This is a genomic window from Pseudomonas vranovensis (assembly GCF_040438935.1).
GTDB lineage: Bacteria > Pseudomonadota > Gammaproteobacteria > Pseudomonadales > Pseudomonadaceae > Aquipseudomonas > Aquipseudomonas vranovensis.
In genome coordinates, this window is the sequence record NZ_CP159259.1 from 4,055,945 (window position 1) to 4,077,539 (window position 21,595).

At 62.8% G+C, this 21,595-nt stretch carries 18 protein-coding genes; 8 read left to right on the top strand and 10 right to left on the bottom strand.

All coding sequences use genetic code 11. From position 1 onward, the window contains the following. The first annotated feature begins 6 nt into the window (after positions 1-6). The 4 genes from ABVN19_RS18950 to ppk2 all read left to right on the top strand — a co-directional run bounded on the left by ABVN19_RS18950 (position 7) and on the right by ppk2 (position 5,109). A complete protein-coding gene (locus tag ABVN19_RS18950) occupies positions 7-603 on the top strand; it encodes a fimbrial protein (RefSeq protein ID WP_105641649.1) in 597 nt (198 codons plus the stop codon). An 82-nt stretch (positions 604-685) separates the two neighbouring features. Next, the gene (locus tag ABVN19_RS18955; protein WP_105641650.1) at positions 686-1,429 is read left to right on the top strand and encodes a fimbria/pilus periplasmic chaperone; all 744 of its coding nucleotides are present in this window, start codon (positions 686-688) and stop codon (positions 1,427-1,429) included. Between the two features lie 133 nt (positions 1,430-1,562). Beyond that, positions 1,563-4,079: a fimbria/pilus outer membrane usher protein gene (locus ABVN19_RS18960; protein ID WP_177431045.1), complete on the top strand. Its 2,517-nt coding sequence runs from the start codon at positions 1,563-1,565 to the stop codon at positions 4,077-4,079. Between the two features lie 220 nt (positions 4,080-4,299). After that, positions 4,300-5,109: a polyphosphate kinase 2 gene (gene ppk2, locus ABVN19_RS18965; protein WP_105641651.1), complete on the top strand. Its 810-nt coding sequence runs from the start codon at positions 4,300-4,302 to the stop codon at positions 5,107-5,109. 75 nt (positions 5,110-5,184) lie between these two features. Here ppk2 and ABVN19_RS18970 read toward each other — a convergent pair whose 3' ends face one another. From ABVN19_RS18970 to ABVN19_RS19000, 7 genes are all read right to left on the bottom strand, one after another. Further along, positions 5,185-6,570, bottom strand: coding sequence for an aspartate aminotransferase family protein (locus ABVN19_RS18970; protein WP_028944085.1), 1,386 nt, complete (start codon positions 6,568-6,570; stop codon positions 5,185-5,187). Positions 6,571-6,581: 11 nt separating this feature from the next. Beyond that, the gene (locus ABVN19_RS18975) at positions 6,582-8,054 is read right to left on the bottom strand and encodes an NAD-dependent succinate-semialdehyde dehydrogenase (protein WP_105641652.1); all 1,473 of its coding nucleotides are present in this window, start codon (positions 8,052-8,054) and stop codon (positions 6,582-6,584) included. Between the two features lie 31 nt (positions 8,055-8,085). After that, on the bottom strand, positions 8,086-9,105 hold the full coding sequence (doeB, locus tag ABVN19_RS18980; RefSeq protein WP_105641653.1) for a N(2)-acetyl-L-2,4-diaminobutanoate deacetylase DoeB: 1,020 nt from the start codon (positions 9,103-9,105) through the stop codon (positions 8,086-8,088). 3 nt (positions 9,106-9,108) lie between these two features. Then, complete coding sequence (gene doeA / locus ABVN19_RS18985) at positions 9,109-10,299, bottom strand: ectoine hydrolase DoeA (protein WP_105641654.1); 1,191 nt, start codon at positions 10,297-10,299, stop codon at positions 9,109-9,111. Positions 10,300-10,333: 34 nt separating this feature from the next. Then, positions 10,334-11,335: a cyclodeaminase gene (locus ABVN19_RS18990; protein ID WP_105641655.1), complete on the bottom strand. Its 1,002-nt coding sequence runs from the start codon at positions 11,333-11,335 to the stop codon at positions 10,334-10,336. A 25-nt stretch (positions 11,336-11,360) separates the two neighbouring features. After that, positions 11,361-12,332, bottom strand: a complete 972-nt coding sequence (eutB, locus tag ABVN19_RS18995) for a hydroxyectoine utilization dehydratase EutB (RefSeq protein WP_105641656.1) — start codon at positions 12,330-12,332, stop codon at positions 11,361-11,363. Positions 12,333-12,440: 108 nt separating this feature from the next. After that, positions 12,441-13,835, bottom strand: coding sequence for a PLP-dependent aminotransferase family protein (locus ABVN19_RS19000; protein ID WP_028944079.1), 1,395 nt, complete (start codon positions 13,833-13,835; stop codon positions 12,441-12,443). A 292-nt stretch (positions 13,836-14,127) separates the two neighbouring features. Between ABVN19_RS19000 and ehuB the strand changes: the two genes are divergently transcribed. The 4 genes from ehuB (at position 14,128) to ehuA (ending at position 17,211) form a co-directional block, all read left to right on the top strand. Then, the gene (gene ehuB, locus ABVN19_RS19005) at positions 14,128-14,985 is read left to right on the top strand and encodes an ectoine/hydroxyectoine ABC transporter substrate-binding protein EhuB (protein WP_028944078.1); all 858 of its coding nucleotides are present in this window, start codon (positions 14,128-14,130) and stop codon (positions 14,983-14,985) included. Positions 14,986-15,047: 62 nt separating this feature from the next. After that, the gene (gene ehuC / locus ABVN19_RS19010; RefSeq protein ID WP_028944077.1) at positions 15,048-15,707 is read left to right on the top strand and encodes an ectoine/hydroxyectoine ABC transporter permease subunit EhuC; all 660 of its coding nucleotides are present in this window, start codon (positions 15,048-15,050) and stop codon (positions 15,705-15,707) included. After that, positions 15,704-16,360, top strand: a complete 657-nt coding sequence (gene ehuD, locus ABVN19_RS19015; RefSeq protein ID WP_028944076.1) for an ectoine/hydroxyectoine ABC transporter permease subunit EhuD — start codon at positions 15,704-15,706, stop codon at positions 16,358-16,360. Before ehuC ends, ehuD begins: the two co-directional genes overlap by 4 nt. Beyond that, entirely contained in the window at positions 16,360-17,211 is an 852-nt protein-coding gene (gene ehuA / locus ABVN19_RS19020) for an ectoine/hydroxyectoine ABC transporter ATP-binding protein EhuA (RefSeq protein WP_028944075.1), read from the top strand. Before ehuD ends, ehuA begins: the two co-directional genes overlap by 1 nt. 172 nt (positions 17,212-17,383) lie before the next feature. Here the strand turns inward: ehuA and ABVN19_RS19025 are convergent, their stop codons facing one another. The 3 genes from ABVN19_RS19025 to ABVN19_RS19035 all read right to left on the bottom strand — a co-directional run bounded on the left by ABVN19_RS19025 (position 17,384) and on the right by ABVN19_RS19035 (position 21,465). Then, on the bottom strand, positions 17,384-18,430 hold the full coding sequence (locus ABVN19_RS19025) for an MBL fold metallo-hydrolase (protein WP_028944074.1): 1,047 nt from the start codon (positions 18,428-18,430) through the stop codon (positions 17,384-17,386). Between the two features lie 232 nt (positions 18,431-18,662). Continuing rightward, entirely contained in the window at positions 18,663-20,459 is a 1,797-nt protein-coding gene (locus tag ABVN19_RS19030; RefSeq protein WP_105641657.1) for an acyl-CoA dehydrogenase, read from the bottom strand. 142 nt (positions 20,460-20,601) lie between these two features. Beyond that, positions 20,602-21,465, bottom strand: coding sequence for an MBL fold metallo-hydrolase (locus ABVN19_RS19035; protein ID WP_105641658.1), 864 nt, complete (start codon positions 21,463-21,465; stop codon positions 20,602-20,604). Positions 21,466-21,595 lie beyond the last annotated feature (130 nt).

Below are 21,595 nucleotides of genomic sequence, written 5' to 3' on the forward strand. Positions count from 1 at the left end.
ATCACCATGAAGAAGTTCTCACTGGCCCTTATCGCCCTGTCCGTCATTGCCGCTTCCGGCAATGCCCTGGCTGAGGATCCGACGCCCGTTCAAGGTGGCAGCGGCAAGATCACATTCACCGGTGTAATCAACAACGACGCCTGCTCGGTAGACGGCGCCAACGCTGACCGCGTGATCTCCGTGGACATGGGCACTGTGTCGATCAAGGATATGGGCACCGCTGAAAGCCCCTCTTCGGGCCGTGTAACCGGTAAAGAATTCAACCTCAACGTCAACTGCAACCTGGGCACCAAAGTCTCGATGATCTTTGACGCTGCCAGTGGCGGTTCGGGCCTGGTCACCGGCAAGAAAGTCTTGGCCCTGACCAAAGGCACCGGCACTGCGGCCAACGTCGGTATCGCCCTGCTCGACAGCAACGGCGCGCTGATCGACCTGAGCTCGAAAAGCACCGCCAAGATCCAGAGCGACATGCACGGTACCGGCGCTGCCGGTGGTGACGCGATCCTGAACTTCTCCGCCGCCTACGTCACCACTGGCGCTGCGGGCACCGCCACTGCCGGTCGCGGTGACGCCACCCTGCCGTTCATCCTGCAGTACGAATAACTCGTAGCACCTTAGTTGCGTTGTGCGAGGCCGCCAGGCCTCGCCATTGACTCTGTAGTAAATCCCCTAAACGGTACACACCATGTTGCGTCGCTCTATTCCCGCATGTCTGGGGGTGCTCGGCATGCTCATGGCCGGCCAGGCCATGTCCAGTATTTCTCTAAGTGCCACGCGAATTGTCTTTGATGGCAATCACAAGGAAGCCAACGTCACCGTGCGCAATGGCAACCAGGATGTGCTGATTCAATCCTGGGTCGACCACAGCGATGCCCAGCGCAGCATACCTTTTGCCGTCACCCCGGCGCTTGCACGGGTGTTCGCCCGTGAGCAGCAGTTGCTGCGGGTGCTGTACGAGGGTGCTGGCGTGCCTGTCGACAAAGAATCGATGGTCTGGCTCAACGTCCAGGAAATCCCCCAGGCTGCGGCCGCCGCCAATACCTTGCAACTGGCCGTGCGCCAGCGCATCAAGATTTTCTTCCGCCCTGCCGGCTTGCCGGGCAATGCCCTGATGGCGCCGACCGAACTGCAATGGCAACTCCTGCAGCAAAGCGGGAGGCCCCTGTTGCAGGTCAAGAACCCGAGCCTGTATCACGTTTCGATGGCCGATATAAAACTTGAGACGGCTAAACAAAGTGAACTGGCAGTGGACTCGACCATGGTAGCGCCTGGTGAAGTAAAAACATTCCCGATTAAAACCCTGGGGGCCGACAACAACGTGCGCCTGAGTTTCTTCAGCATCAATGATTACGGTGCGCAAAACAAGTACACCACGACACTGTCCAGTGGCCAAACAAGCACCGCCACCGAAGCGCCGAATAAACAATAACGGTTAATGCCACAAGGTTAACTCCGCGTGTGATTACGCCCTCGCCGCATCCAGTCGTTATTCGGGATGATACAGGTTCCTTCGCATGTCTTTTTCTTCCGGTAACAGGCCAACTCATTGCACCGGTCAACACGTGCGCACTCACACTGCAACTGCCAGCCTGTTAAAGTTTAGCGCCCTGTCGCTGGCCGTGTTTGCCGCGCTACCGGCCCTGGCCGAGCAGGACGCCATTGAAGGGCAACAACGGGAAGCCTTCAACACCACTTTCCTGCACGGCGCGTCCTCGTCCGTTGACCTGCAACTGTTGCTGTCCGCCAACAGCGTGTTGCCAGGCAACTATCGGGTCGACCTGTACAGCAACGAAGTGCTGGTAGGTCGGCGGGACATCCACTTCAACCGCAACCCGGCCACCGGCCGCGTCGAACCGTGCATGACCCTGGGACTGCTGCAACAACTGGGCATCGACCTGAACAAACTGCAGGCCCAAGGCAAGTTCGACCCGAACGCCCCGCAAAGTTGCTACGACCTTTCGACGCTGATCGACCAGGCCAGCCTGCGCTACGACGCCGCGCGCCTGCAGTTGGCGGCCAGTGTGCCGCAAGTAGCGATGCAGCGAGGCATCCGTGGTTATGTCGACTCTGCCTTGTGGGATGACGGCGTGCCGGCGGCGTTTATCAATTACCAATTCAACAGCAGCCGCAGCGCCGGCGATGCCGAGACGCGCATTGCCAAAAACCTGGGCCTGCGCAACGGCATCAACATTGGCGGCTGGCGCTTTCGCAACGAGTCGAACTTCACCAGCAGCACCGGTCGCCCAAGCACCTTCAAAAGCAACCGCAGCTACCTGCAACATGACGTCACTGCTATCAAGGGCCAGTTCAGCGCCGGTGATATCTTTAGCGACACCGACTTGTTCGACAGCGTGCGCTATCGCGGGGTCAAACTGGCTTCCGATGAAGGCATGCGCGCCGACAGCGAGCGTGGCTATGCGCCGGTCATCCGCGGCGTAGCGCAGACCAACGCTACTGTAGAGATCCGTCAGAACAACTACATTCTGTACACCGCCAGTGTGCCGCCGGGGCCATTCGAGATCAGCGACATCTACCCTTCCGGCTCTAACGGCGACCTGGAAATCACTATCATCGAGGCTGACGGCCGTCGCCGGGTTACCACCCAAGCATTCTCCAGCCTGCCGATCATGGTCCGTGAAGGTCAGATCAAATACAGCGCTTCGGCCGGCCAGTACAACAGCAACACCGACGGCATGGCTACGCCGAACATACTCAGCAGCACCCTGGCCTACGGCATCAGCAGCAACCTTACCGGCATCATCGGCGTCCAGGCCAGCGACAACTACAAAGCGCTGTCGCTGGGTGCCGGCAGGAACACTTCGCTGGGCGCCGTGTCGTTCGACGTCACCCATTCGAGCAGCCGCGCACAGGGCCAAACCTCCCAGGGTAATAGTGCACGCGCCCTGTACGCCAAGACCTTCACCGGTACCGACACCAACTTCACCCTGGCCGCGTACCGCTACTCCACCGAAGGTTTTCGCAGCCTGACTGACCATGTCCAGGACTTGAGCCGCAACCCGGAGCAACGCCCGGGCAACTCCAAGACCCGCACCGACCTGACCATCAACCAGAGCATGGGCCGAAATCGCGAGCTCGGCAGCCTGTACGTCAACGCCAGCGATCAGCGCTACTGGAACCGCGGCGGCTCGCAGAGCTTTTCGGCCGGCTATAGCAACAACTGGGGCGAAGTCAGCTACAACATTGGTGCCACCCGTACCAAGGACCTGGGAGACGGCTACGGCGGCTCCAGCAGCGATACACAGTTCAACCTGTCGCTGTCCTTGCCGCTGGGCAGTCGTGTCCGCGCGCCACGTGCATTCATCACCACTAGCACGCAAAAAGGCGGCGACAGCACCCAGCTTGGCGTCAACGGCTACCTGTCGGAGACCAGCGACACCTTCTATTCGATCCAGGGTGGCAATAGTAGCTCCGGCGGCAACTCCGCCTCGGCCAACCTCAGCACCCGCACCTCGGTGGCCGAGATCACCCTGGGCTACAGTCAGGGCCGCGGCTACGATTCGCAGAACCTCAACGTGTCGGGCTCGGTGGTCGCCCACGAAGGCGGCATCAACCTTGGCCAGACCGTCAGCGAAACCTTCGCCTTGGCCCAGGTACCAGGCGTTAAAGGCGCCAAGATCAGCAGCTACAGCGGCGTCGAAACCGGGCGCAACGGCTACGCGGTAATCCCCAACGCTCAGCCTTACCGGGTCAACTGGATTAGCCTGGACACCCGCGAGCTGGGCGGCGATATCGAGATCGACAACGCCACCCAGCAATTGGTGCCGCGCCGCGGCGCCGTAGTGGTGGCCCGCTACACCGGCAAGAGCGGGCGGCGGGTGCAGTTCGAATTGTTCGATGAACAGGGTGGGATGATCCCGTTCGGCGCCTCGCTGGAAGATGCCAGCGGTAAGCAGCTGGCGATTTCCGACCCCAACGGCAAGGCGCTGGTGCTACTTGAAGAAGACCAAGGCAGCCTGACGGTGAAGTGGGGTGAGCGCCAGTGCAGCGCGACTTACAGCTTACCTGAGCGGGACAAGGCATTGAACTATGAACGCCAGCGGCTGATGTGTCAGCCCTGAGCAAGGCACTCCCGCCGGCTTCAATTACATGCGTTGTTGAACGTAACTGTTCTCGAAGCCATGGGCACAGTCCAAGTGACGGGACCGGACTAATCGTATTAGGCAAGGTTTGTAGCGCGTCATCGTGCTGACGCCCGCTGCTTTTCCATTGCCCCTGGTCAGTGCGCGCGGCACAGCCCTGCCTATACTCAATTCCACTTTCACTGACCAGGCAACCTCCATGAGCAAGAAAAAAGACAAGGCCCGTGACGCAGAACGACTACCTCGCAAGGACTACGAAAAGGAACTCAAGAACCTGCACGTCGAGCTGGTCAAGCTCCAGCAGTGGGTCGTGACCAAGGGCCTGAAGGTCTGCGTCATTTTTGAAGGCCGTGACGGCGCCGGCAAGGGCGGGACCATCAAGGCCATCACCGAACGGGTCAGCCCGCGGGTGTTCCGCGTTGTGGCGCTACCGGCGCCGACCGAGCGGGAAAAGAGCCAGATGTATTCCCAACGCTACCTTGAGCACATGCCTGCGGCAGGCGAGGTAGTGATCTTCGACCGCAGCTGGTACAACCGCGCCGGCGTCGAACGGGTCATGGGCTTCTGTACTGAAGACCAGGCGAAGAAATTCCTCGACGTCGTACCGCTGTTCGAACGGATGCTGGTGGAGTCCGGCATCATTGTCATCAAGTACTGGCTTGAGGTCAGCCCCGAAGAGCAACAGCGCCGGTTGGAAGAGCGCATCACCGATGGCCGCAAGATCTGGAAGCTCTCGCCCATGGATCTCAAGTCGTTCAATCGCTGGGACGACTACACCCGCGCCCGCGACGAGATGTTCGCCGCCTCCGACTCCTCCTGGGCCCCGTGGTACATGGCACCTTCCGAAGACAAACGGCGGGTGCGGCTAAACATCATCAGCCATCTGCTCAAGCAGATTCCCTACAAGGACATCACCCAGGACGAGAAGATCAAGCTGCCCAAGCGCGGCAAGATCGGCCAGTACAAGAGCATCGACTACCCGTTCCGGAAGATTCCCCAACGCTTCTGACCAGCGCCATGAATACAAAACCCCGTCTTCGGTTGCCGAGACGGGGTTTTGCCTTTTCAGGGGACGCCGGCAGGTTTAGCCCAGCACTTTGCCTGCTACCTCGTCGACCGCATCCTTGGTGATGGCGACGATCAGGTCGGCATCCTCGCGGGTCAGCACCAGCGGCGGTGCGAAGCCCAGGATGTCACCATGAGGCATCGCCCGGGCGACCATGCCACGCTCAAGACAGGCAGCGGACACTTGCGGACCGATCTTGAAGCTCGGGTCGAATGGCGTGCGTGCTTCACGGTCGGCCATGAACTCCACCGCCGCGAGCATGCCGTCGCCGCGCACTTCGCCCACCAGCGGGTGACCTTCCAGCGCTTCGCGCAGTGCGCGGTTGAGGTAGGCCCCCACCACCTCGGCATTCTCGGTGAGGTTTTCTCGTTCCAGGATGTCCAGGTTGGCCAGTGCCGCCGCGGCGCATACCGGGTGCCCGGAGTAGGTCCAGCCGTGGCCCATGGCGCCCTCTTTCTGCGAGCCCTGGTCGATCACGCTCCACACTTTCTCACCGACAATCACCGCCGACAATGGCGCGTAGGCGCTGGTCAGGCCCTTGGCGGTGGTGATCAGGTCGGGCTTCATGCCATAGCGCTGGCTGCCCATTTTCGAACCCAGGCGACCGAACGCACACACCACTTCATCAGCGATCAGCAGCACGTCGTACTTGTTCAGCACCGCCTGGATCGCCGCCCAGTAGCCCTTGGGCGGCACGATGATGCCGCCGGTCCCCATCAGCGGCTCGCCAATGAACGCCGCCACGGTGTCGGGACCTTCGGCCAGGATCATCTTTTCCAACTCGTTGGCGCAGTACTGCACGAACGCGGTTTCATCCATCCCGGCCGGGGCCTTGCGGTACCAGTGCGGGCAGACAGTGTGCTTGATGCCTTCGGCCGGCAAGTCGAAATTCTGGTGGAAACTGGCAAGGCCGGTGAGGCTGCCGGTCATGATCCCCGAACCGTGGTAGCCGCGGTCGCGGGAGATGATTTTCTTTTTCTGCGGGCGGCCCAGGATGTTGTTGTAGTAACGCACCAGCTTGATCTGGGTTTCGTTGGCATCGGAACCGGAGAGCCCGTAGTAGACCTTTTTCATGCCCTCGGGCGCCCAGTCGATGATGCGGCTGGAAAGCTCGATGATCGCCTCGGTCGAGTGGCCCACATAGGTGTGGTAGTACGCCAGCTCCTTGGCCTGCTTGTAGATCGCCTCGGCTACTTCGGTGCGGCCGTAGCCGATGTTCACGCAGTAGAGGCCGGCAAAGGCGTCGATCAGCTCGCGGCCCTCGTGGTCGCGCAGGCGGATACCTTCGGCGCCGGTGATGATTCGGCCCTTGAGCGCACCGCTGGCGTGATCATGGGCGTGGGTTGACGGATGCATGAAATGGGCACGGTCTTGTTCGAACAGTTGGCTGAAATCTTGGCTCATGGCAACGCTCCTTAAAGTTGACCTTGGTGGTGCAGGCAGAAGTACTTGGTTTCGATAAAGGGCTCAAAGCCTTCGCTACCGCCCTCGCGGCCCAGGCCCGAAGCCTTCATGCCGCCGAAGGGGATCGGGTGGCCAGTGAATTTCACGCCGTTGACCGCGACCATTGCGTGGTCCAGCCGCCGGATCAGCGGGTACACCTGGTCAAGGCGGTTGGAGCAGATATAGGCCGCCAGCCCGTACTCGGTGTCATTGGCCATGGCGACCGCCTCATCGAGGGTGTCGAACGGCATGACGCCGGCAATCGGGGCGAAGTTTTCTTCCTGGTAAATGCGCATCTGCGGGCTCACATCGACCAGCACGGTGGGCTGATAGAACCAGCCGCCCAGTGCGTGCCCTTCACCGCCCACCAGGCAACGGGCACCTTTGTGAATGGCGTCCTCGACCCGGGTGCAGGTGGCATCGAACGCGCCCTGGTGCATCAGTGGGCCGACATCCACCGGCATCTCTTCGCCGCCCACCATCGCCGGCCCCACACGCAACGCCCGCACCGCTTCGGCGAAGCGGGCGACGAAGGCCGGGTATAGCGGTCGTTGCACCATGATCCGGTTGGCGGCGCAGCAATCCTGCCCCGAGGTCTGGAACTTGGCCGCCACCGCGACCTTCACCGCCAGCTCCAGGTCGGCATCGGCGCAGACGATAAAGGGGGCATTGCCACCCAATTCCAGGGCTACTTTCTTCACGTCCTGCGCGGCGGCCTGCAGCACCAGCTTGCCCACCCGGGTGGAGCCGGTGAAGCTGACCGAGCGTACCCGGGAATCACGCACCAGGGTTTCCATGGTCATCTGTGGTTCGCCGATCACCACGTTGAAGACACCGGCGGGAAAACCTGCCTCTTCTGCCAACTGGGCCAGGGCCAGGGCCGAGAACGGTGTTTCATGGGCGGGCTTGACCACCACGGTACAGCCAGCGGCCAGCGCGGCAGCGGCTTTGCGGGTAATCATCGCGCTGGGGAAGTTCCACGGTGTAAGCAAGGCGCAGACGCCCACCGGTTCCTTCACCGTCCCCAGGTGAGCACCTGGGATATGGCTGGGGATGGTCTGGCCGTACAGGCGCCGCGCCTCTTCGGCGAACCAGGGGATAAAGCTGGCCGCGTAGGCGATCTCGCCCCGTGCCTCGACCAGAGACTTGCCCTGCTCTTCACTGAGGATCCGCGCCAGCTCTTCCTGATGATCCAGGATCAGCTCGGCCCAACGGCGCAGCAGCGTCGCCCGCTCTTCCAGGCTCCGGGCGCGCCACGCTCCGAAAGCACGCTGGGCGGCGTCGACGGCAGCAACGATCTGTTCGTGCTCAAGCATTGGCACATGGCCAATGACCTGGCGGGTGGCTGGGTTGTGCACGGCAATGCTGTTGCCCGAGGCGCTGTGCAGCCATTGGCCGTCCACATGACAGAGGGTCTTGAACGTCAGCGCATGCTTGTGTGGCATATCGAGTTCTCCAAACCGTGTGGGTAATGCGCTACTGCAGGACCTCGGCGACTACCGCGAGGGTATCGCCACACTGCACCAGCCCCGGAAAATGCCGCGCAGCCAGCAACCCGCTGCGCCGGGCGCGGTACTCGACCGGCGTGGCACCGCTGCGCTTGATATCGTGGATACGGGCGATCACCTCGCCCTGCTCGACCCGCTCGCCCAGGTCGCGGCACATCTCCAGCAGACCGTCGTGCTCACTGGCCACGAAGCAGTCGTCACCCGGCATGTCGAGCATGATCGAGTCGCCGGGCAGTACTTCGCCTTCAAGGATTCCCGTGTGTACCAGCACGTTACGCACTCCGCGCTCGGCCACGGCCACGCTCCGGGCGGTGGACGAGCCGCCGCCCCCCAGTTCGGTGGTCACGAACACCTTGCCCTGGCTCTCGGCGGCGGTGTCGTACATGGCCTGCGCATCCAGTTCGAGCATGCGCATGCTGTAGGGCGCGGCAAAGGCCCGCATGGCGGCCTCGCAGCGCGCTTGCTGGGCTTTGTCGGGCAACACGTGACAGGCGGCAAACGGCAGGAAGTCCAGGGTGCGGCCACCGGAATGGATATCCAGTACGATGTCGGCCAGTGGCAGCAGCGTGCGCCGGAAGTAATCAGCGATCTTCTGCGTCACGGTGCCGTCGGGCTTGCCGGGAAAGCTGCGGTTCATGTTGCCCTTGTCGATCGGCGAGGTGCGCTGACCGGCATGGAACGCCGGGGTGTTCATGAACGGCACGATGATCACCCGCCCGCTTACCTGGCCGGCCTCAAGCCGTTGCGCCAGCTTGCTCAAGGCCACCGGCCCCTCGTACTCGTCACCGTGGTTGCCGCCGGTGAGCAACGCCGTGGGGCCTGTACCATTCTTCACCACGGTGATCGGGATCATCACCGCGCCCCAGGCCGAGTCGTCCCGCGAATAGGGCAATTTGAGAAAACCGTGCTGTACACCGTCGCGTTCGAAGTCGACCGTGCTGCTGATCGGGTTCACCGCCAGCGTGGCTTCAGGCAGAGGTGCGTTCATGGCTCAATCCTTCACGAACAGTTGGCGCGGTACGTTGCATAACGTTTCGACGCCGGTGTCGGTAATCAGAATGCTTTCGGTGATCTCCAGGCCCCAGTCGTCCATCCATAGGCCCGGCATGAAGTGAAACGTCATGCCCGGTTGCAACACACTGGTGTCGCTTGGACGCAGGCTCATGGTGCGCTCGCCCCAATCTGGCGGATAGCTGATACCGATCGGGTAGCCGCAGCGGCTGTCCTTGTGGATGCCGAACTTCTCCAGCACCTTGAAAAAGGCCTTGGCCACGTCACCGGTAGTGTTGCCGGGACGTGCCGCCTCCAGGCCAGCGGCAATGCCTTCGACCACGGCCTTCTCGCCATCGAGAAAGTGCTGCGGCGGTTTGCCCAGGTACACCGTGCGCGACAATGGGCAGTGATAGCGCTTGTAGCAGCCGGCGATCTCGAAGAAGGTGCCGGCGCCTTTCTCGAACGGGGTGTCGTCCCAGGTCAGGTGCGGGGCACTGGCGTCGGCACCGGTAGGCAGCAAGGGCACGATGGCCGGGTAGTCGCCGCCATGACCGTCGGCACCGAGGATGCCGCTGCTGTAGATCTCGGCCACCAGCTCGTTCTTGCGCATGCCCGGCTCGATGCGCTCCAGAATCCGTGCATGCATGTTCTCGACAATGCGCGCAGCAATACGCATGTACTCGATTTCCTGGCTCGACTTGTTCGCCCGCTGCCAGTTCACCAGCCCTGCTGCATCGCTGAAGCGTGCCTTGGGCAAATGCTTTTGCAGCGACAGGAAGGCGGCGGCGCTGAAATAGTAGTTGTCCATTTCAACGCCGATGCTCAGCGTGCTCCAGCCCCGGGCGGCGATCACCTCCTGGCAGAGATAATCCATGGGATGACGCTCGCGCGACTGCACGTAGATGTCCGGGTAACCGACGATGTTCTCGTGGCGCATGAACACCGTGCGCTTGGCGCCATTGGCGTCCTGGCCGCGGCCATACCACACCGGCTCGCCGTCCAGCGCCAGCAACACACACTGGTGCACATAGAACGACCAACCGTCATAGCCCGTCAGCCACGCCATGTTCGACGGGTCGGTAACCAGCAGCAACTCGATGCCTTGCGCTTGCATCGCGGCGCGGGTCTTGGCCAGGCGCTGCGCATACTCCTGCCGACTGAACGGCAGATTGACGACGACCTCAGACATGCAAATACCCTCGTTGGGTGAGTAATCGGAGTGATCAGCTGTTGAACTGCAATCCCTTGCCCGCCTTGAGCGCACGCTCGAAGGCCAGGTTGGCAATGGCGGTGTCCTGGGCGCCGGTGCCAGTCAGGTCGCACAGGGTGATATCGCGGGCGTCCCTGCGCCCCGGACGCTGGCCAGCAATCACCTGGCCCAGCTCGCTGAAACCGCTTTCTTCGCTGACCAGGCCAGCCTTGAGTGCGTGATGCATCTCGCCCAGCACGCGGGTCTGGCTCAGGCGGTCGGCCACATAACAGTCCACCGCGGCCAGCGCGGCCAGCGCGGCCGGGGCGATTTCATTCTTGTGCTCGGCATCCGAGCCCATGGCGGTGATGTGCAGGCCCGGCTGAAGGTGGCGTACCTCGATCAATGGCTCACGGCTCGGCGTCGTGGTGACGGCGATGTCCACCCCGTGCATGGCCTCATCGACCGAGCTGCAGGCCAGCACCTGCAGGCGGCCATCACAGCCCAGCTCGTCACACAGGACCGCGACCTTTTCGGCGTCCCGCCCCCACACTCGCACCGCCTCGATCGGACGCACCAGGCGCAAGGCCTGCAGCTGCAGGCGCGCCTGTTCGCCCGTGCCGATCAGGGCCACACTGCGGCTGTCTTCACGGGACAGCCAGCGGGCAGCCACAGCGCCGGCAGCGGCAGTGCGCAGCGCGGTCAGGTAGCCGTTGTCGAGCAGCAAGGCTTCGAGCAGGCCGGTACGAGCCGACAGCAGCATCATCATGCCGTTGAGGCTGGGCAAGCCCAGCGCGGGGTTGTCGAAAAAACCCGGGCTGACCTTGATTGCAAAACGCTCGAGACCTGGCAGGTAGGCAGTCTTTACGTCGACCTCGCCGTTATGCTCCGGCACATCCAGGCGCAGGATCGGTGGCATGGCCACCGCCGCCGTCGCCAGCAATACAAAGGCATGCTCGATGGCATCGACCGCCGCCGGGTCAAGGCTGACGCAGGCACGTAGGTCGGCTTCGCTGAGCAAGGTAGTAGCAGGCATCACATATCCTCCGTTGGAAACCGTCTCAGGCTTCGGCGCCGTTCATCACCCGCAGGTGCTGTTCGATGTCGACATTGCGGCCACTGACCACCACCACGATCGGACCCCGCGCCGGGATCAGCCCGTCGAGCAGGGCCGCGATGCCCACCGCGCCCGCGCCCTCCACCACCTGCCGCTCCTGGCGATAGGCGTGGCGCATGCCGGCGGCAATCGAGGCTTCATCGAGCAGGTGTACCTGGTCGCACAGCTCGCGGGTCATGGAATAGGTGTACTGGTTGTCCAGGCCGATGCCGCCACCCAGGGAGTCGGCCAGGGTGGGCAGCTCCTGCACGTCCACCGGCTGGCCGGCGAACAGGCTGGCGTGCATGGCCGCACCACGACGCATGCTGATGCCGTGCAGGGTGATGGCCGGGTTGGTGCTCTTGAGTGCCAGCGCCACGCCGGCAAACAGGCCACCGCCCGACAGCGGCACCAGCACCTGGGCGACCTGTGGAAGTTGCTCCAGAATCTCCAGGCCCAGGGTGCCCTGGCCGGCAATGATCTCGGGGTGATCGAACGGCGGCAGCAAGGTGGCGCCCTGCTCGGCGGCGATACGCTCGGCTTCGCACTGGGCGTCATCCTGGGAATGGCCGACGATGCACACCTCGGCGCCCAAATCGCGAATCGCCTGAACCTTATTGGCCGGCACCAACTGCGACAGGCAGATCGTGGCCCGAACCCCCAACTGCGCAGCGGCGTAAGCCAGCGCCCGGCCATGATTGCCGGTAGACGCGGCCACCACGCCCCGGGCCTTCTTGTCGGTATCGAGTTGAGCAATGGCATTGCTGGCACCGCGCAGCTTGAAGCTGCCGGTAATCTGCTGGGAGTCGAGCTTGAGGTAGACCGCCACGCCCATGAGCTTCGACAAGCTCGGCGAATGCTCCATCGGCGTTGTACGCACGAGGCCGGCGATACGCTGGCGGGCGAGGTAGATAGCGTTTAGCGAAAGCGCTGACATATCCGAATCCCAACAGAAGGTCTGGTGTTGGGCGGAGTGTAAGAGCGGCAAATTGTCGTGATGAATGTACTAGGTCAATTTGCCGGGATTTTTATTTTCGCTGTGCAATCAGAAGTCGTGTATCTGCGGATACTGCCCGAACAGCTCGCGCATGCCGGCCAACGCCTGGCGCATTTCCCTGTCGCTGCACTCGGCGCCCACACACAAGCGCACTGCACGCGGACGTGGTGTGCCCCGTACCAGGAACGGTTCGGGTGGTGTCACGGCAATGTGCCGGTGGCGCAGTGCCCGCACCAGGCTGTCCACCTCCCAGTGCGCAGGAATGCCCAGCCAGGCACTGAGTGCCTGAGGGTGGTGCCCCAGCAGATACTCATCAAGGTACTCGCGCACCATGGCCTGACGCGCGCCCAGCAACTTGCGCTGCAACTGCACCAGGGTCTCGGCTCGCCCGTCGCGGATCCAGCGGCTGGCGATCTCCGAGACCATGGGCGTGGCCATCCAGCTGTTGACCCGCAAGATGCTTTCGGTGCGCAGCGCCAGGCGCTTGGGCATTGCCAGGTAACCCACGCGCAGGCCCGTGAGCACCGACTTGGTCATGCTGGTGCAATAGAACGACAGCTCCGGCGCGTAATGGCTCAGCGGTGGTGCGTGGCGCTCGCCCAGCAACGGCCCGTACACATCATCCTCGATGATATGCACGCCAAAGCGCCGGGCAATCGCGGCAATTTCGCGACGACGGGCATCGGGCATCAGGCTGGTGGTGGGGTTATTCAGGTTCGGCGTACACACCAGCGCGGTGATGCGCTCGTTGCTGCACATGTCTTCGAAATGCTCCGGATCAATCCCGTCGCGATCCAGTTCCAGGCCTTTGAGGGTGAAGCCCAACACCTGGGAATTGCCAATCACGCCGTGGTCGGTCAGGCCTTCGCACAACACCACATCATCAGGGCCGGCCAGCGAGGCCAGCGCCAGGAAAATCCCGTGGGCGGCGCCGTTGGTGATCAACACATCCTCGCGCGCCACATCAAGCCCCAGGCCGCGCACCCACTGCGCGGCTGCCTCGCGGTGTGCCTCGAAGCCCGCGATGGGCCGAAAGGCATGAATCCACGGTTGGTCTTCTTCAACGCTCAACTCGGCACAGGTGTCGCGCCAGATCCGTTCATGCTCCTGGGTGTGCAGGATGCGGGTGATGGAGAAGTCCACCAGAGCCCGTTCAGGCGTATCCAGAATGTCGTTGGCCACACGGTCGCTCATGCGCCGGGTGACAAAGCTGCCACGGCCGATCTCGCAGCGCACCAGGCCCTGGCGCTCCAGCTCCTTATAGGCATTGGTGACGGTCTGCACACTGATGCCCAGGGCATCGGCGACCTGGCGCTGGGGAGGCAGGCGCTGATCGTTGACCAGGTCGCCCTGCTCTATTTCGCGGGTGATGGCCTGCACCAGAATCTTGTACTTCGACTCGCCGATACGCGCCGCGCCGAGGGCCGTTTTCCAGCTTTCCATAGTGATCGCACCGCTAGTACTGACGGGATGCACAGCATCGCCCGGGAAGTGATTGCAGGCAATTGTCCTAGTGCAATGCAATCGCTGGCGCAGCTTTTGTATGCTCGGTCCAAGGTCGATCATTCGCCCGGTTCGCCGGCGTCAACAATAGCCAACTCGACCGGTGCCGGAACGGATCCACCGTTTGCCCGCTCCAAAATGGAACGGCCCTGCACGTTTGAAGTTCTTGCTCCACTGCCTCCTAACACAGTGCCGTCAACGACGGACGTATAACAAACAGGAGATTTCAACGATGAGCCCAACGTTCAAGAACGCAGCAACACCGTTCAAGCAACTGTTGCTTGCCTGCGCAGCCTTCGGCCTGATGGCCAGCGCCCAGGCGGCAACCACGCTGGAAACGATCAAGCAGAACAACAGCATCCGCATCGGCTATGCCAACGAAACCCCCTTCGCCTTTACCGAAACCGACGGCCGGGTTACCGGCGAGTCGCCGGAAATCGCCAAGATCATCTTCGAGAAAATGGGCATCAAGAAAGTCGATGGCGTGCTCACCGAGTGGGGCTCGCTGATCCCGGGCCTGCGTGCGGGACGCTTCGACGTGATTGCCGCGGGCATGTACATCACCCCGGCGCGCTGCAAGCAGGTGATCTTCACCGACCCGCAATACCAGTTGCCCGATACCCTGCTGGTGGCCAAAGGCAACCCGAAAAACCTGCACAGCTACGCCGATGTCGCCAAGAATCCCGACGTGAAACTGGCGATCATGGCCGGCACGGTGAATCTGGCCTATGCCCGCGATTCCGGGGTCAAAGAGGCGCAGATCCTCCAGGTGCCCGACACCACCGCACAACTGCAGGCCGTACGCGCCGGTCGCGCCGACGCCGCCGTCGGCACCCAGCTGACCATGAAGGGCCTGGCCAAGAAAGGCGGTGAAAAGGTCGAGGCCATCAGCGATTTCACCGACGACCCGTCGCACACCGGCTACGGCGCCCTGGCCTTCCGCCCTGAAGACAAGGACCTGCGTGATGCGGTCAACGCCGAGCTGCAGAAGTGGCTGGGCAGCGAAGAGCATCTCAAGGCCGTCGAGCCCTTTGGCTTCGACAAGTCCAACGTGACCAAAAAGACCGCTGCCGAGCTCTGCGCCCAGTGAGTCGAGGTGGCATGGCGCCTGCCATGCCGTTCCCTGCGTAGTCTGAATAGTCAGGTCGAACCATGGGTGAATTGATACCGTTGTTACTGCAGGGGGCCTGGATCACCATCCAGGTCACTTTCTTCGGCTCGATCCTGGCCGTGGTGGCCGCGATCCTCGCAGCCCTCGGGCGCCTCTCCAGCTGGCGGCCGCTACGCTGGTTCTGCGTGGCCTACATCGAACTGTTTCGTGGCACCTCATTGCTGGTGCAGTTGTTCTGGCTGTTCTTCGTCTTGCCCCTGCCGCCCTTCAACATCGAGTTGAGCTCCTACACCGTGGCCATCGTCGGCCTGGGCCTGCACATCGGCGCCTACGGTGCCGAGGTGATGCGCGGCGCCATCAGTTCGGTCGGCAAGGGCCAGTACGAAGCCTCCATCGCCCTGAACATGCCATCGCGTACGCGCTTTCGGCGGATCATCCTGCCCCAGGCGCTGCTCGCGGCCATTGCACCGGGCACCAACCTGCTGATCGAGCTGCTCAAGAATACTTCGCTGGTGTCGCTGATCACCCTGTCGGACTTGAGCTTCCGGGCCCGCCAACTGGACCAGGCAACCTTCCAGACCCTGGAGATCTTCAGCCTGGCCCTGGTGATGTACTTCGTCCTGGCCCAGGTCATCAACTTCACCATGCGTGGCTTTGAACGCCGCTTGAGCCGTGGTCGTCTGCGTGGAGGTCTGTCATGAACCTGTGGGACTGGAACTACGTCTGGCAGATTCTTCCCGAACTGCTGCGTGCCTCGCTCAACACCCTGGGTATCACCCTGGTGGGCTTCATGATCGCCATCGTCCTGGGGCTGTTTCTGGCCATCGGCCGGCGTAGCCGCAAGGTCTGGCTGTCGTGGCCTGTGACCCTGCTGATCGAGTTCATCCGCAGCACGCCGCTGCTGATCCAGGTGTACTTCCTCTACTACGTACTGCCCAACTACGGCGTCAATCTCACGGCCATGCAGGCGGGGATCCTCGGCATCGGCCTGCACTACGCCTGCTACATCGCCGAGGTGTATCGCGGCGGCCTGGACTCGGTGGCGCGCAGCCAGTGGGAAGCGGTCATCGCCCTGAACTTCGCGCCCTGGACCGCCTACCGCGCCATCATCCTGCCCCAGGCGATCCGGCCAATCCTGCCGCCGCTGGGCAACTACCTGATCGCCATGCTCAAAGACACCCCCGTGCTGTCGGCGATCACCGTGGTGGAAATCATGCAGCAAGCCAAAAACGTGGGCTCCGAGAGCTTCCGTTACCTGGAGCCGATCACCCTGGTCGGCCTGTTCTTCCTGGCCCTGAGCGTTGCTCTGGCTTACCTGGTTCGGCGCCTCGAAGTGCGCCTGGAGTTACGCTAATGATCGCGCCCGTCTCGACCCTTGCCGTCAACACCAACCCGCTGCAGCAGGTAGCAACGCCTGCCGTGGACAGTGCCCAGTCGATCGTCAGTTTCAACGACGTGACCAAGCGCTATGGCAGCTTCACTGTACTGGACCGCCTCAACCTCAGTGTTGCGCCGGGGGAGAAAGTCGCCATCATCGGCCCCAGCGGCTCGGGCAAATCGACCCTGCTGCGGGTCCTGATGACCCTTGAAGGCATCGATGAAGGCATGATCGAGGTCGACAACGACTCCCTGACCCACATGCGCAACCGCAACGGCATCCTGGTGCCGGCCAACGACCGTCACGTGCGCAAGGTGCGCGCCAAGATCGGCATGGTGTTCCAGAGCTTCAACCTGTTCCCGCACATGACCGCCCTGCAGAACGTGATCGAAGCGCCGGTGCAGGTACTGGGGGTCAAGCCTGCCGAGGCCCGCGAGCGCGCCGCGCAATTGCTGGAACTGGTGGGCCTGGGCAGCAAGTTCGATCACTACCCTTCGCAGTTGTCGGGTGGGCAACAGCAACGGGTGGCCATCGCCCGGGCGCTGGCCATGCGGCCAAAGGTCATGCTGTTTGACGAGGTCACCTCGGCGCTGGACCCGGAGTTGTGCGGCGAAGTGCTCAATGTGATCCGCACGCTTGGCAGCGAGCACAACCTGACCATGCTCATGGTTACCCACCAGATGGGCTTTGCCCGCGAGTTTGCTGATCGGGTGTGCTTTTTCTACAAGGGGCAGATTCATGAACAGGGTACGCCCAAGCAGATCTTCGAGAATCCGCAGCAGGAGCGGACGCGGGCGTTTCTGAGTGCGGTGAAAGAGGCCAACTGAGAGATGGGCGGTGGGTGGTTGGGCGCCTGGGTGAGCCTATCCAGTCGTGGTGGTGATGCTGCCGGCCCCTTCCGCCCTTACGGCGGCCTGCTTTTCTCTTGGGAAAAGTAGCCTGCCGTAAAGGCGGAAGGGGCCGGCAGCGTCAACCAAGATAACGGATCAACCCCAAACATCAGGCACTGCAATACCACGCCACACCCTCATCATCCTCAGTCACCCGCACCACCCCCCGGTGCAGCAGGTAATTGAGATTGGCCAGACACTCCCCGGTCGCCATGGTCAGCAGCCCATCATCAATGGTGCGCTTGAACAACACACTGAACAGGTCCACCGCCCGCCTGGGCCCATCCAGCAATGCCTGTTGCAGCCGCTCGACCGCGCGGTGCTGGCTGTCATGCAACTGATCGAGCCTGGCATGCAATGGCTTGAACGGCTCGTTATGCGACGGCAACACCAGCACATCATCGGGGATCTGGCGCTTGAGTTTCTCCAGCGATGCCAGCCACAGTGCCAGCGGGTCGGCATAAGGCTCGGTAGGAAACACCGACACGTTGGAAGAAATACGCGGCAGCACCTGGTCGCCAGAAATCAGCAACTGCAGCGCCGGGCAATGAAAGCATGCATGCTCCGGCGAATGCCCCTCGCCCACCACCACCTGCCAGTCATGCTCACCAATGCGCAAACTGTCGCCATCACGCAGGCGCCGATAACCCTGGGGCAGTGGCGAGATATAGCGGCCATAACCACCAAAGCGCACGCGATAGTTCTCGATGGCCTTGGCATCCCATCCGGCACGTCGATAGAAGTTGACGCCCTGCGCGGGTGCTGCGCGCCCACAATCGGCCACCAACACTCGGCAATTCATGTACTCGCCAAACGTCATCCACAACGCGCACCCCAGGGTCTCGGTCAACCAGCCGGCCATGCCGATGTGGTCGGGGTGCATATGGGTGGCGAACACCCGGGTAATACCCAGCCCCCCCAGCGGCCCGTCGCTGGCGAGCAAGGCCTGCCAGGCATCGAGGGTGTCCGGGGTATGCATGCCGGTATCGAAGATCGCCCAGCCCTGACCGTCGCGTACCGCCCACAGGTTGATGTGATCGAGCGATATCGGCAGCGACATGCGCAGCCACAACACTCCCGGGGCAACCTCAACCGCGGTGCCTGGCATCGGCGCGGGGCCACAGGGGTAGTTCAGTGATTGGCGTTCCTGATTCATGACCTATGACTCCTGTTCGCGCATACCGCCGCCTGGTGGGAGCGGCGCTGCGACGTCTCGACTTGTCCCGCGTTAGCGATAGTGACGCCGCCATCGTATCGCGGGACAAGCCCGCGCTAACAGATAAAAAAGGGCCGTCACTTGGACAGCCCAAAGGGCGCAGGCCGACGAACCCACCGTCACCGACACTGCGTCACTGCCGCGTGCTGACCCGATCAGCACGCAGCGAGTTCTAGAACTGATCGTCGCCAAGCGCCAGGGCCGAATCACCGCCCTGAATCAACGTGTGGGCAAGGCCCGGGGCGCGGGACAGCACGTGGTCGGCGTAGAAGCGTGCGGTTACAAGCTTGGCGCTGTAGAAGTCCTGCTCAAAGCTGGCAGCCTTCAAGCACTGCTGCGCCACCAGCGCCGAGCGTGCCAGTTGCCAGCCCCCGACCACGGTGCCAAACAGCTCCAGCATCGGTACTGCCCCGACCGATACCGCCGCTACCCGACTGTCGTAGTTCGAAACGATGAACGCGACCGCTTGTTCCAGGGCCCTGACACCCTGCCCCAGGGAAGCGGCGATGGCGGTCAGCGACGGGTCGTCGGCGGCCAACAGTTGATGGGTCACCTGGCGCATCTGTTCGATTACCCAACCGATGGCTCGCCCTTGGTCACGGGCGATCTTGCGGCCGATCAGGTCGGCGGCCTGGATACCGGTGGTGCCTTCATAGATGGTGGTGATGCGCGCATCACGCAGGTGCTGGGCGGCGCCGGTTTCTTCGATGAAACCCATGCCACCGTGGACCTGCACGCCAAGGGAGGCGATGTCCACCGATTGCTCGGTGCTCCAGCCTTTGACCACCGGGATCATGAGGTCCACGAACGCCTGGTCGAGCTCGCGCTGTTGCCGGTCGCTGTTGCGCTCGGCGCTGTCCATCGCCGCGGCCACGGTACAGGCCAGGGCGCGCATGGCTTCGGTGCGGGCCTTCATCGACAGGAGCATGCGTCGCACGTCGGGGTGACGGATGATGGCCACCTTGTCGCGGCTCTTTACCCCGACTTCAGTGCCCTGGACCCGGTCGCGGGCATAGCTGCGGGCCCGCTGGTAGGCGCGCTCGGACAGGCCGACGCCTTCAATGCCAACCGAGAAGCGCGCCGCGTTCATCATGATGAACATGTATTCCAGGCCACGGTTTTCTTCGCCCACCAGCCAGCCGGTGGCCCCTTGCTTGTCGCCAAAGGCCAGCACCGCCGTGGGGCTGGCATGGATGCCCAGCTTGTGCTCGATGGACACGCAGCGCACATCGTTGCGCTCACCCAGGCTGCCGTCGGCTTCGACCAGGAACTTGGGCACCACGAACAGCGAGATGCCCTTGACCCCTTCCGGTGCGCCGGGCACCCGGGCCAGTACCAGGTGGACGATGTTGTCGGTCAGGTCGTGCTCGCCATAGGTGATGAAAATCTTCTGCCCGAACACCCGGTAAGTGCCATCGTCCCGGGGCTCGGCGCGGCTGCGCACGGCGGCGAGGTCCGAGCCGGCCTGGGGCTCGGTGAGGTTCATGGTGCCGGTCCACTCGCCGCTGATCATCTTGGCGAGGTAGGTGTGCTTGAGCAGGTCGCCGCCGCGCAGTTCGATGGCCTCGATGGCGCCACGGGTGAGCATGGGGCACAGGCCGAACGAGACGTTGGCGCCGTTCCACATTTCCTCGACCAGGGCCGAGATCAACCGTGGTAAACCCTGGCCGCCGAACGTGGTATCACAGGACAGCGCATTCCAGCCGCCCTCGACGAACTGTTCGTAAGCTTCGCGCCAACCCTTGGGGGTGATCACCTGGCCATCGACCCAGCGCGCGCCTTCGCGGTCACCGCTGACGTTGAGTGGCGAGAGCACGCCCTGGGCGTACTTGCCGGCTTCGTTGAGGATGGCGTCGACCAGGTCGCTGCCCAGCTCTTCGCAGCCAGGCAGGCGGCGGACGTGGTCAAGATGGCCGAGTTCGTTGAGGACGAACTGCATGTCGCGCAGCGGCGCGGTGTATTCACTCATGGCTCAATACTCGTATCGGGCAGGGCTTTTGAGGGTGCGAGTAGAACAGAGCGCATGGCCGGGGCACCCCACCCGTAGCGAGTGGGCGGGCCTGGTTTATCTTGGAGCAAGCCCGCGGCTACCCGGAAGGCGGCCACAGAGGTCAGTTGTCGAAGGACCGCAAGCGCGCGTACTGGTCATAGGGGGCGTAGCGTGCCTTGCGATCACGCATCACCTTGATCATCGCCACGGCAGGATCACGCGCCAGCACCAGTCGGCCGCGCTTGGCCACTAGGTGATCGAGCAGACGCTCCTTCTCGTCGGCCAGGCATTCAGGGTTGCGATCAAAGCCACTGCCCGCATCCAGGCTCAGCCAGTGGGTACCGGGAATCAAATCGCCGGCAAACACCACACAACCGCCGGGAAGGTCGATTTCAGGCAACAACTGGCCGGGGGTATGGCCATCACTGAAATGAAAGCGCCAGCCACTGCCCAGCACGTCTTCGCTGGTCTCATCGAGCAGTTCCAGGCGCTCGCTGACTTGCAATTGGCCCAGGATCGGGCTGATGAACAACGCACGATCGCGCGGATGCGGCCGCAATGCCCGCAGCCAATGGCGCCTGCCGGTGAGATAGCGCGCGGTGGGAAACAGCAGACGCGGGGTGTCGCCATCCTCGATGGCGTGGCGCAGCTCGGCCGACACCAGGGCTTGCAGGTGGGTGAGCACCACCGCGTGGATGTCATGTTCGCCCAGGCCGTGGCGGGCCAGGCTGTCGAGCAGGCCGTGGGTGTGCTTCTGGCAGCGACAGGTGCGCGGCAATGGCGCCAGCAGCGCATCAGTGCCGGCCAGTACCAGGATGTTCTTGTCGCCCTGCTGCACCAGCAGGGCGCGTGAGGGCAACTGCACCAGGTTTTCGTGGTCGGGTTTTATCAACGCTGCCCAGTCTTTTCGTGGGGTAGCGCCAAACATGACGCCGCCATCGAGCGTGCGGCTGCCGCTGGAGAGCGTGGAAATACTCCGGTTCACAACGCGTACCTCTTCAATTCGGGCAATTCGCGCACCGGGCAGGCCAGTGCTTGACGACGTATGCAGCCTAGTGTGCCAACAGGCAGCAAGCCCCCACCCACGTGGAGTGGGTGGCCGGTTGGGCGGGGTT

Excerpts from the sequence above, each read along its gene's own strand:
- ABVN19_RS18950 (WP_105641649.1), top strand. The coding sequence starts at position 7 with ATGAAGAAGTTCTCACTGGCCCTTATCGCCCTGTCCGTCATTGCCGCT.
- ABVN19_RS18955 (WP_105641650.1), top strand. The coding sequence starts at position 686 with ATGTTGCGTCGCTCTATTCCCGCATGTCTGGGGGTGCTCGGCATGCTC.
- ppk2 (WP_105641651.1), top strand. The coding sequence starts at position 4,300 with ATGAGCAAGAAAAAAGACAAGGCCCGTGACGCAGAACGACTACCTCGC.
- ABVN19_RS18970 (WP_028944085.1), bottom strand. The coding sequence starts at position 6,570 with ATGAGCCAAGATTTCAGCCAACTGTTCGAACAAGACCGTGCCCATTTC.
- ABVN19_RS18975 (WP_105641652.1), bottom strand. The coding sequence starts at position 8,054 with ATGCCACACAAGCATGCGCTGACGTTCAAGACCCTCTGTCATGTGGAC.
- doeB (WP_105641653.1), bottom strand. The coding sequence starts at position 9,105 with ATGAACGCACCTCTGCCTGAAGCCACGCTGGCGGTGAACCCGATCAGC.
- doeA (WP_105641654.1), bottom strand. The coding sequence starts at position 10,299 with ATGTCTGAGGTCGTCGTCAATCTGCCGTTCAGTCGGCAGGAGTATGCG.
- ABVN19_RS18990 (WP_105641655.1), bottom strand. The coding sequence starts at position 11,335 with ATGCCTGCTACTACCTTGCTCAGCGAAGCCGACCTACGTGCCTGCGTC.
- eutB (WP_105641656.1), bottom strand. The coding sequence starts at position 12,332 with ATGTCAGCGCTTTCGCTAAACGCTATCTACCTCGCCCGCCAGCGTATC.
- ABVN19_RS19000 (WP_028944079.1), bottom strand. The coding sequence starts at position 13,835 with ATGGAAAGCTGGAAAACGGCCCTCGGCGCGGCGCGTATCGGCGAGTCG.
- ehuB (WP_028944078.1), top strand. The coding sequence starts at position 14,128 with ATGAGCCCAACGTTCAAGAACGCAGCAACACCGTTCAAGCAACTGTTG.
- ehuC (WP_028944077.1), top strand. The coding sequence starts at position 15,048 with ATGGGTGAATTGATACCGTTGTTACTGCAGGGGGCCTGGATCACCATC.
- ehuD (WP_028944076.1), top strand. The coding sequence starts at position 15,704 with ATGAACCTGTGGGACTGGAACTACGTCTGGCAGATTCTTCCCGAACTG.
- ehuA (WP_028944075.1), top strand. The coding sequence starts at position 16,360 with ATGATCGCGCCCGTCTCGACCCTTGCCGTCAACACCAACCCGCTGCAG.
- ABVN19_RS19025 (WP_028944074.1), bottom strand. The coding sequence starts at position 18,430 with ATGAATCAGGAACGCCAATCACTGAACTACCCCTGTGGCCCCGCGCCG.
- ABVN19_RS19030 (WP_105641657.1), bottom strand. The coding sequence starts at position 20,459 with ATGAGTGAATACACCGCGCCGCTGCGCGACATGCAGTTCGTCCTCAAC.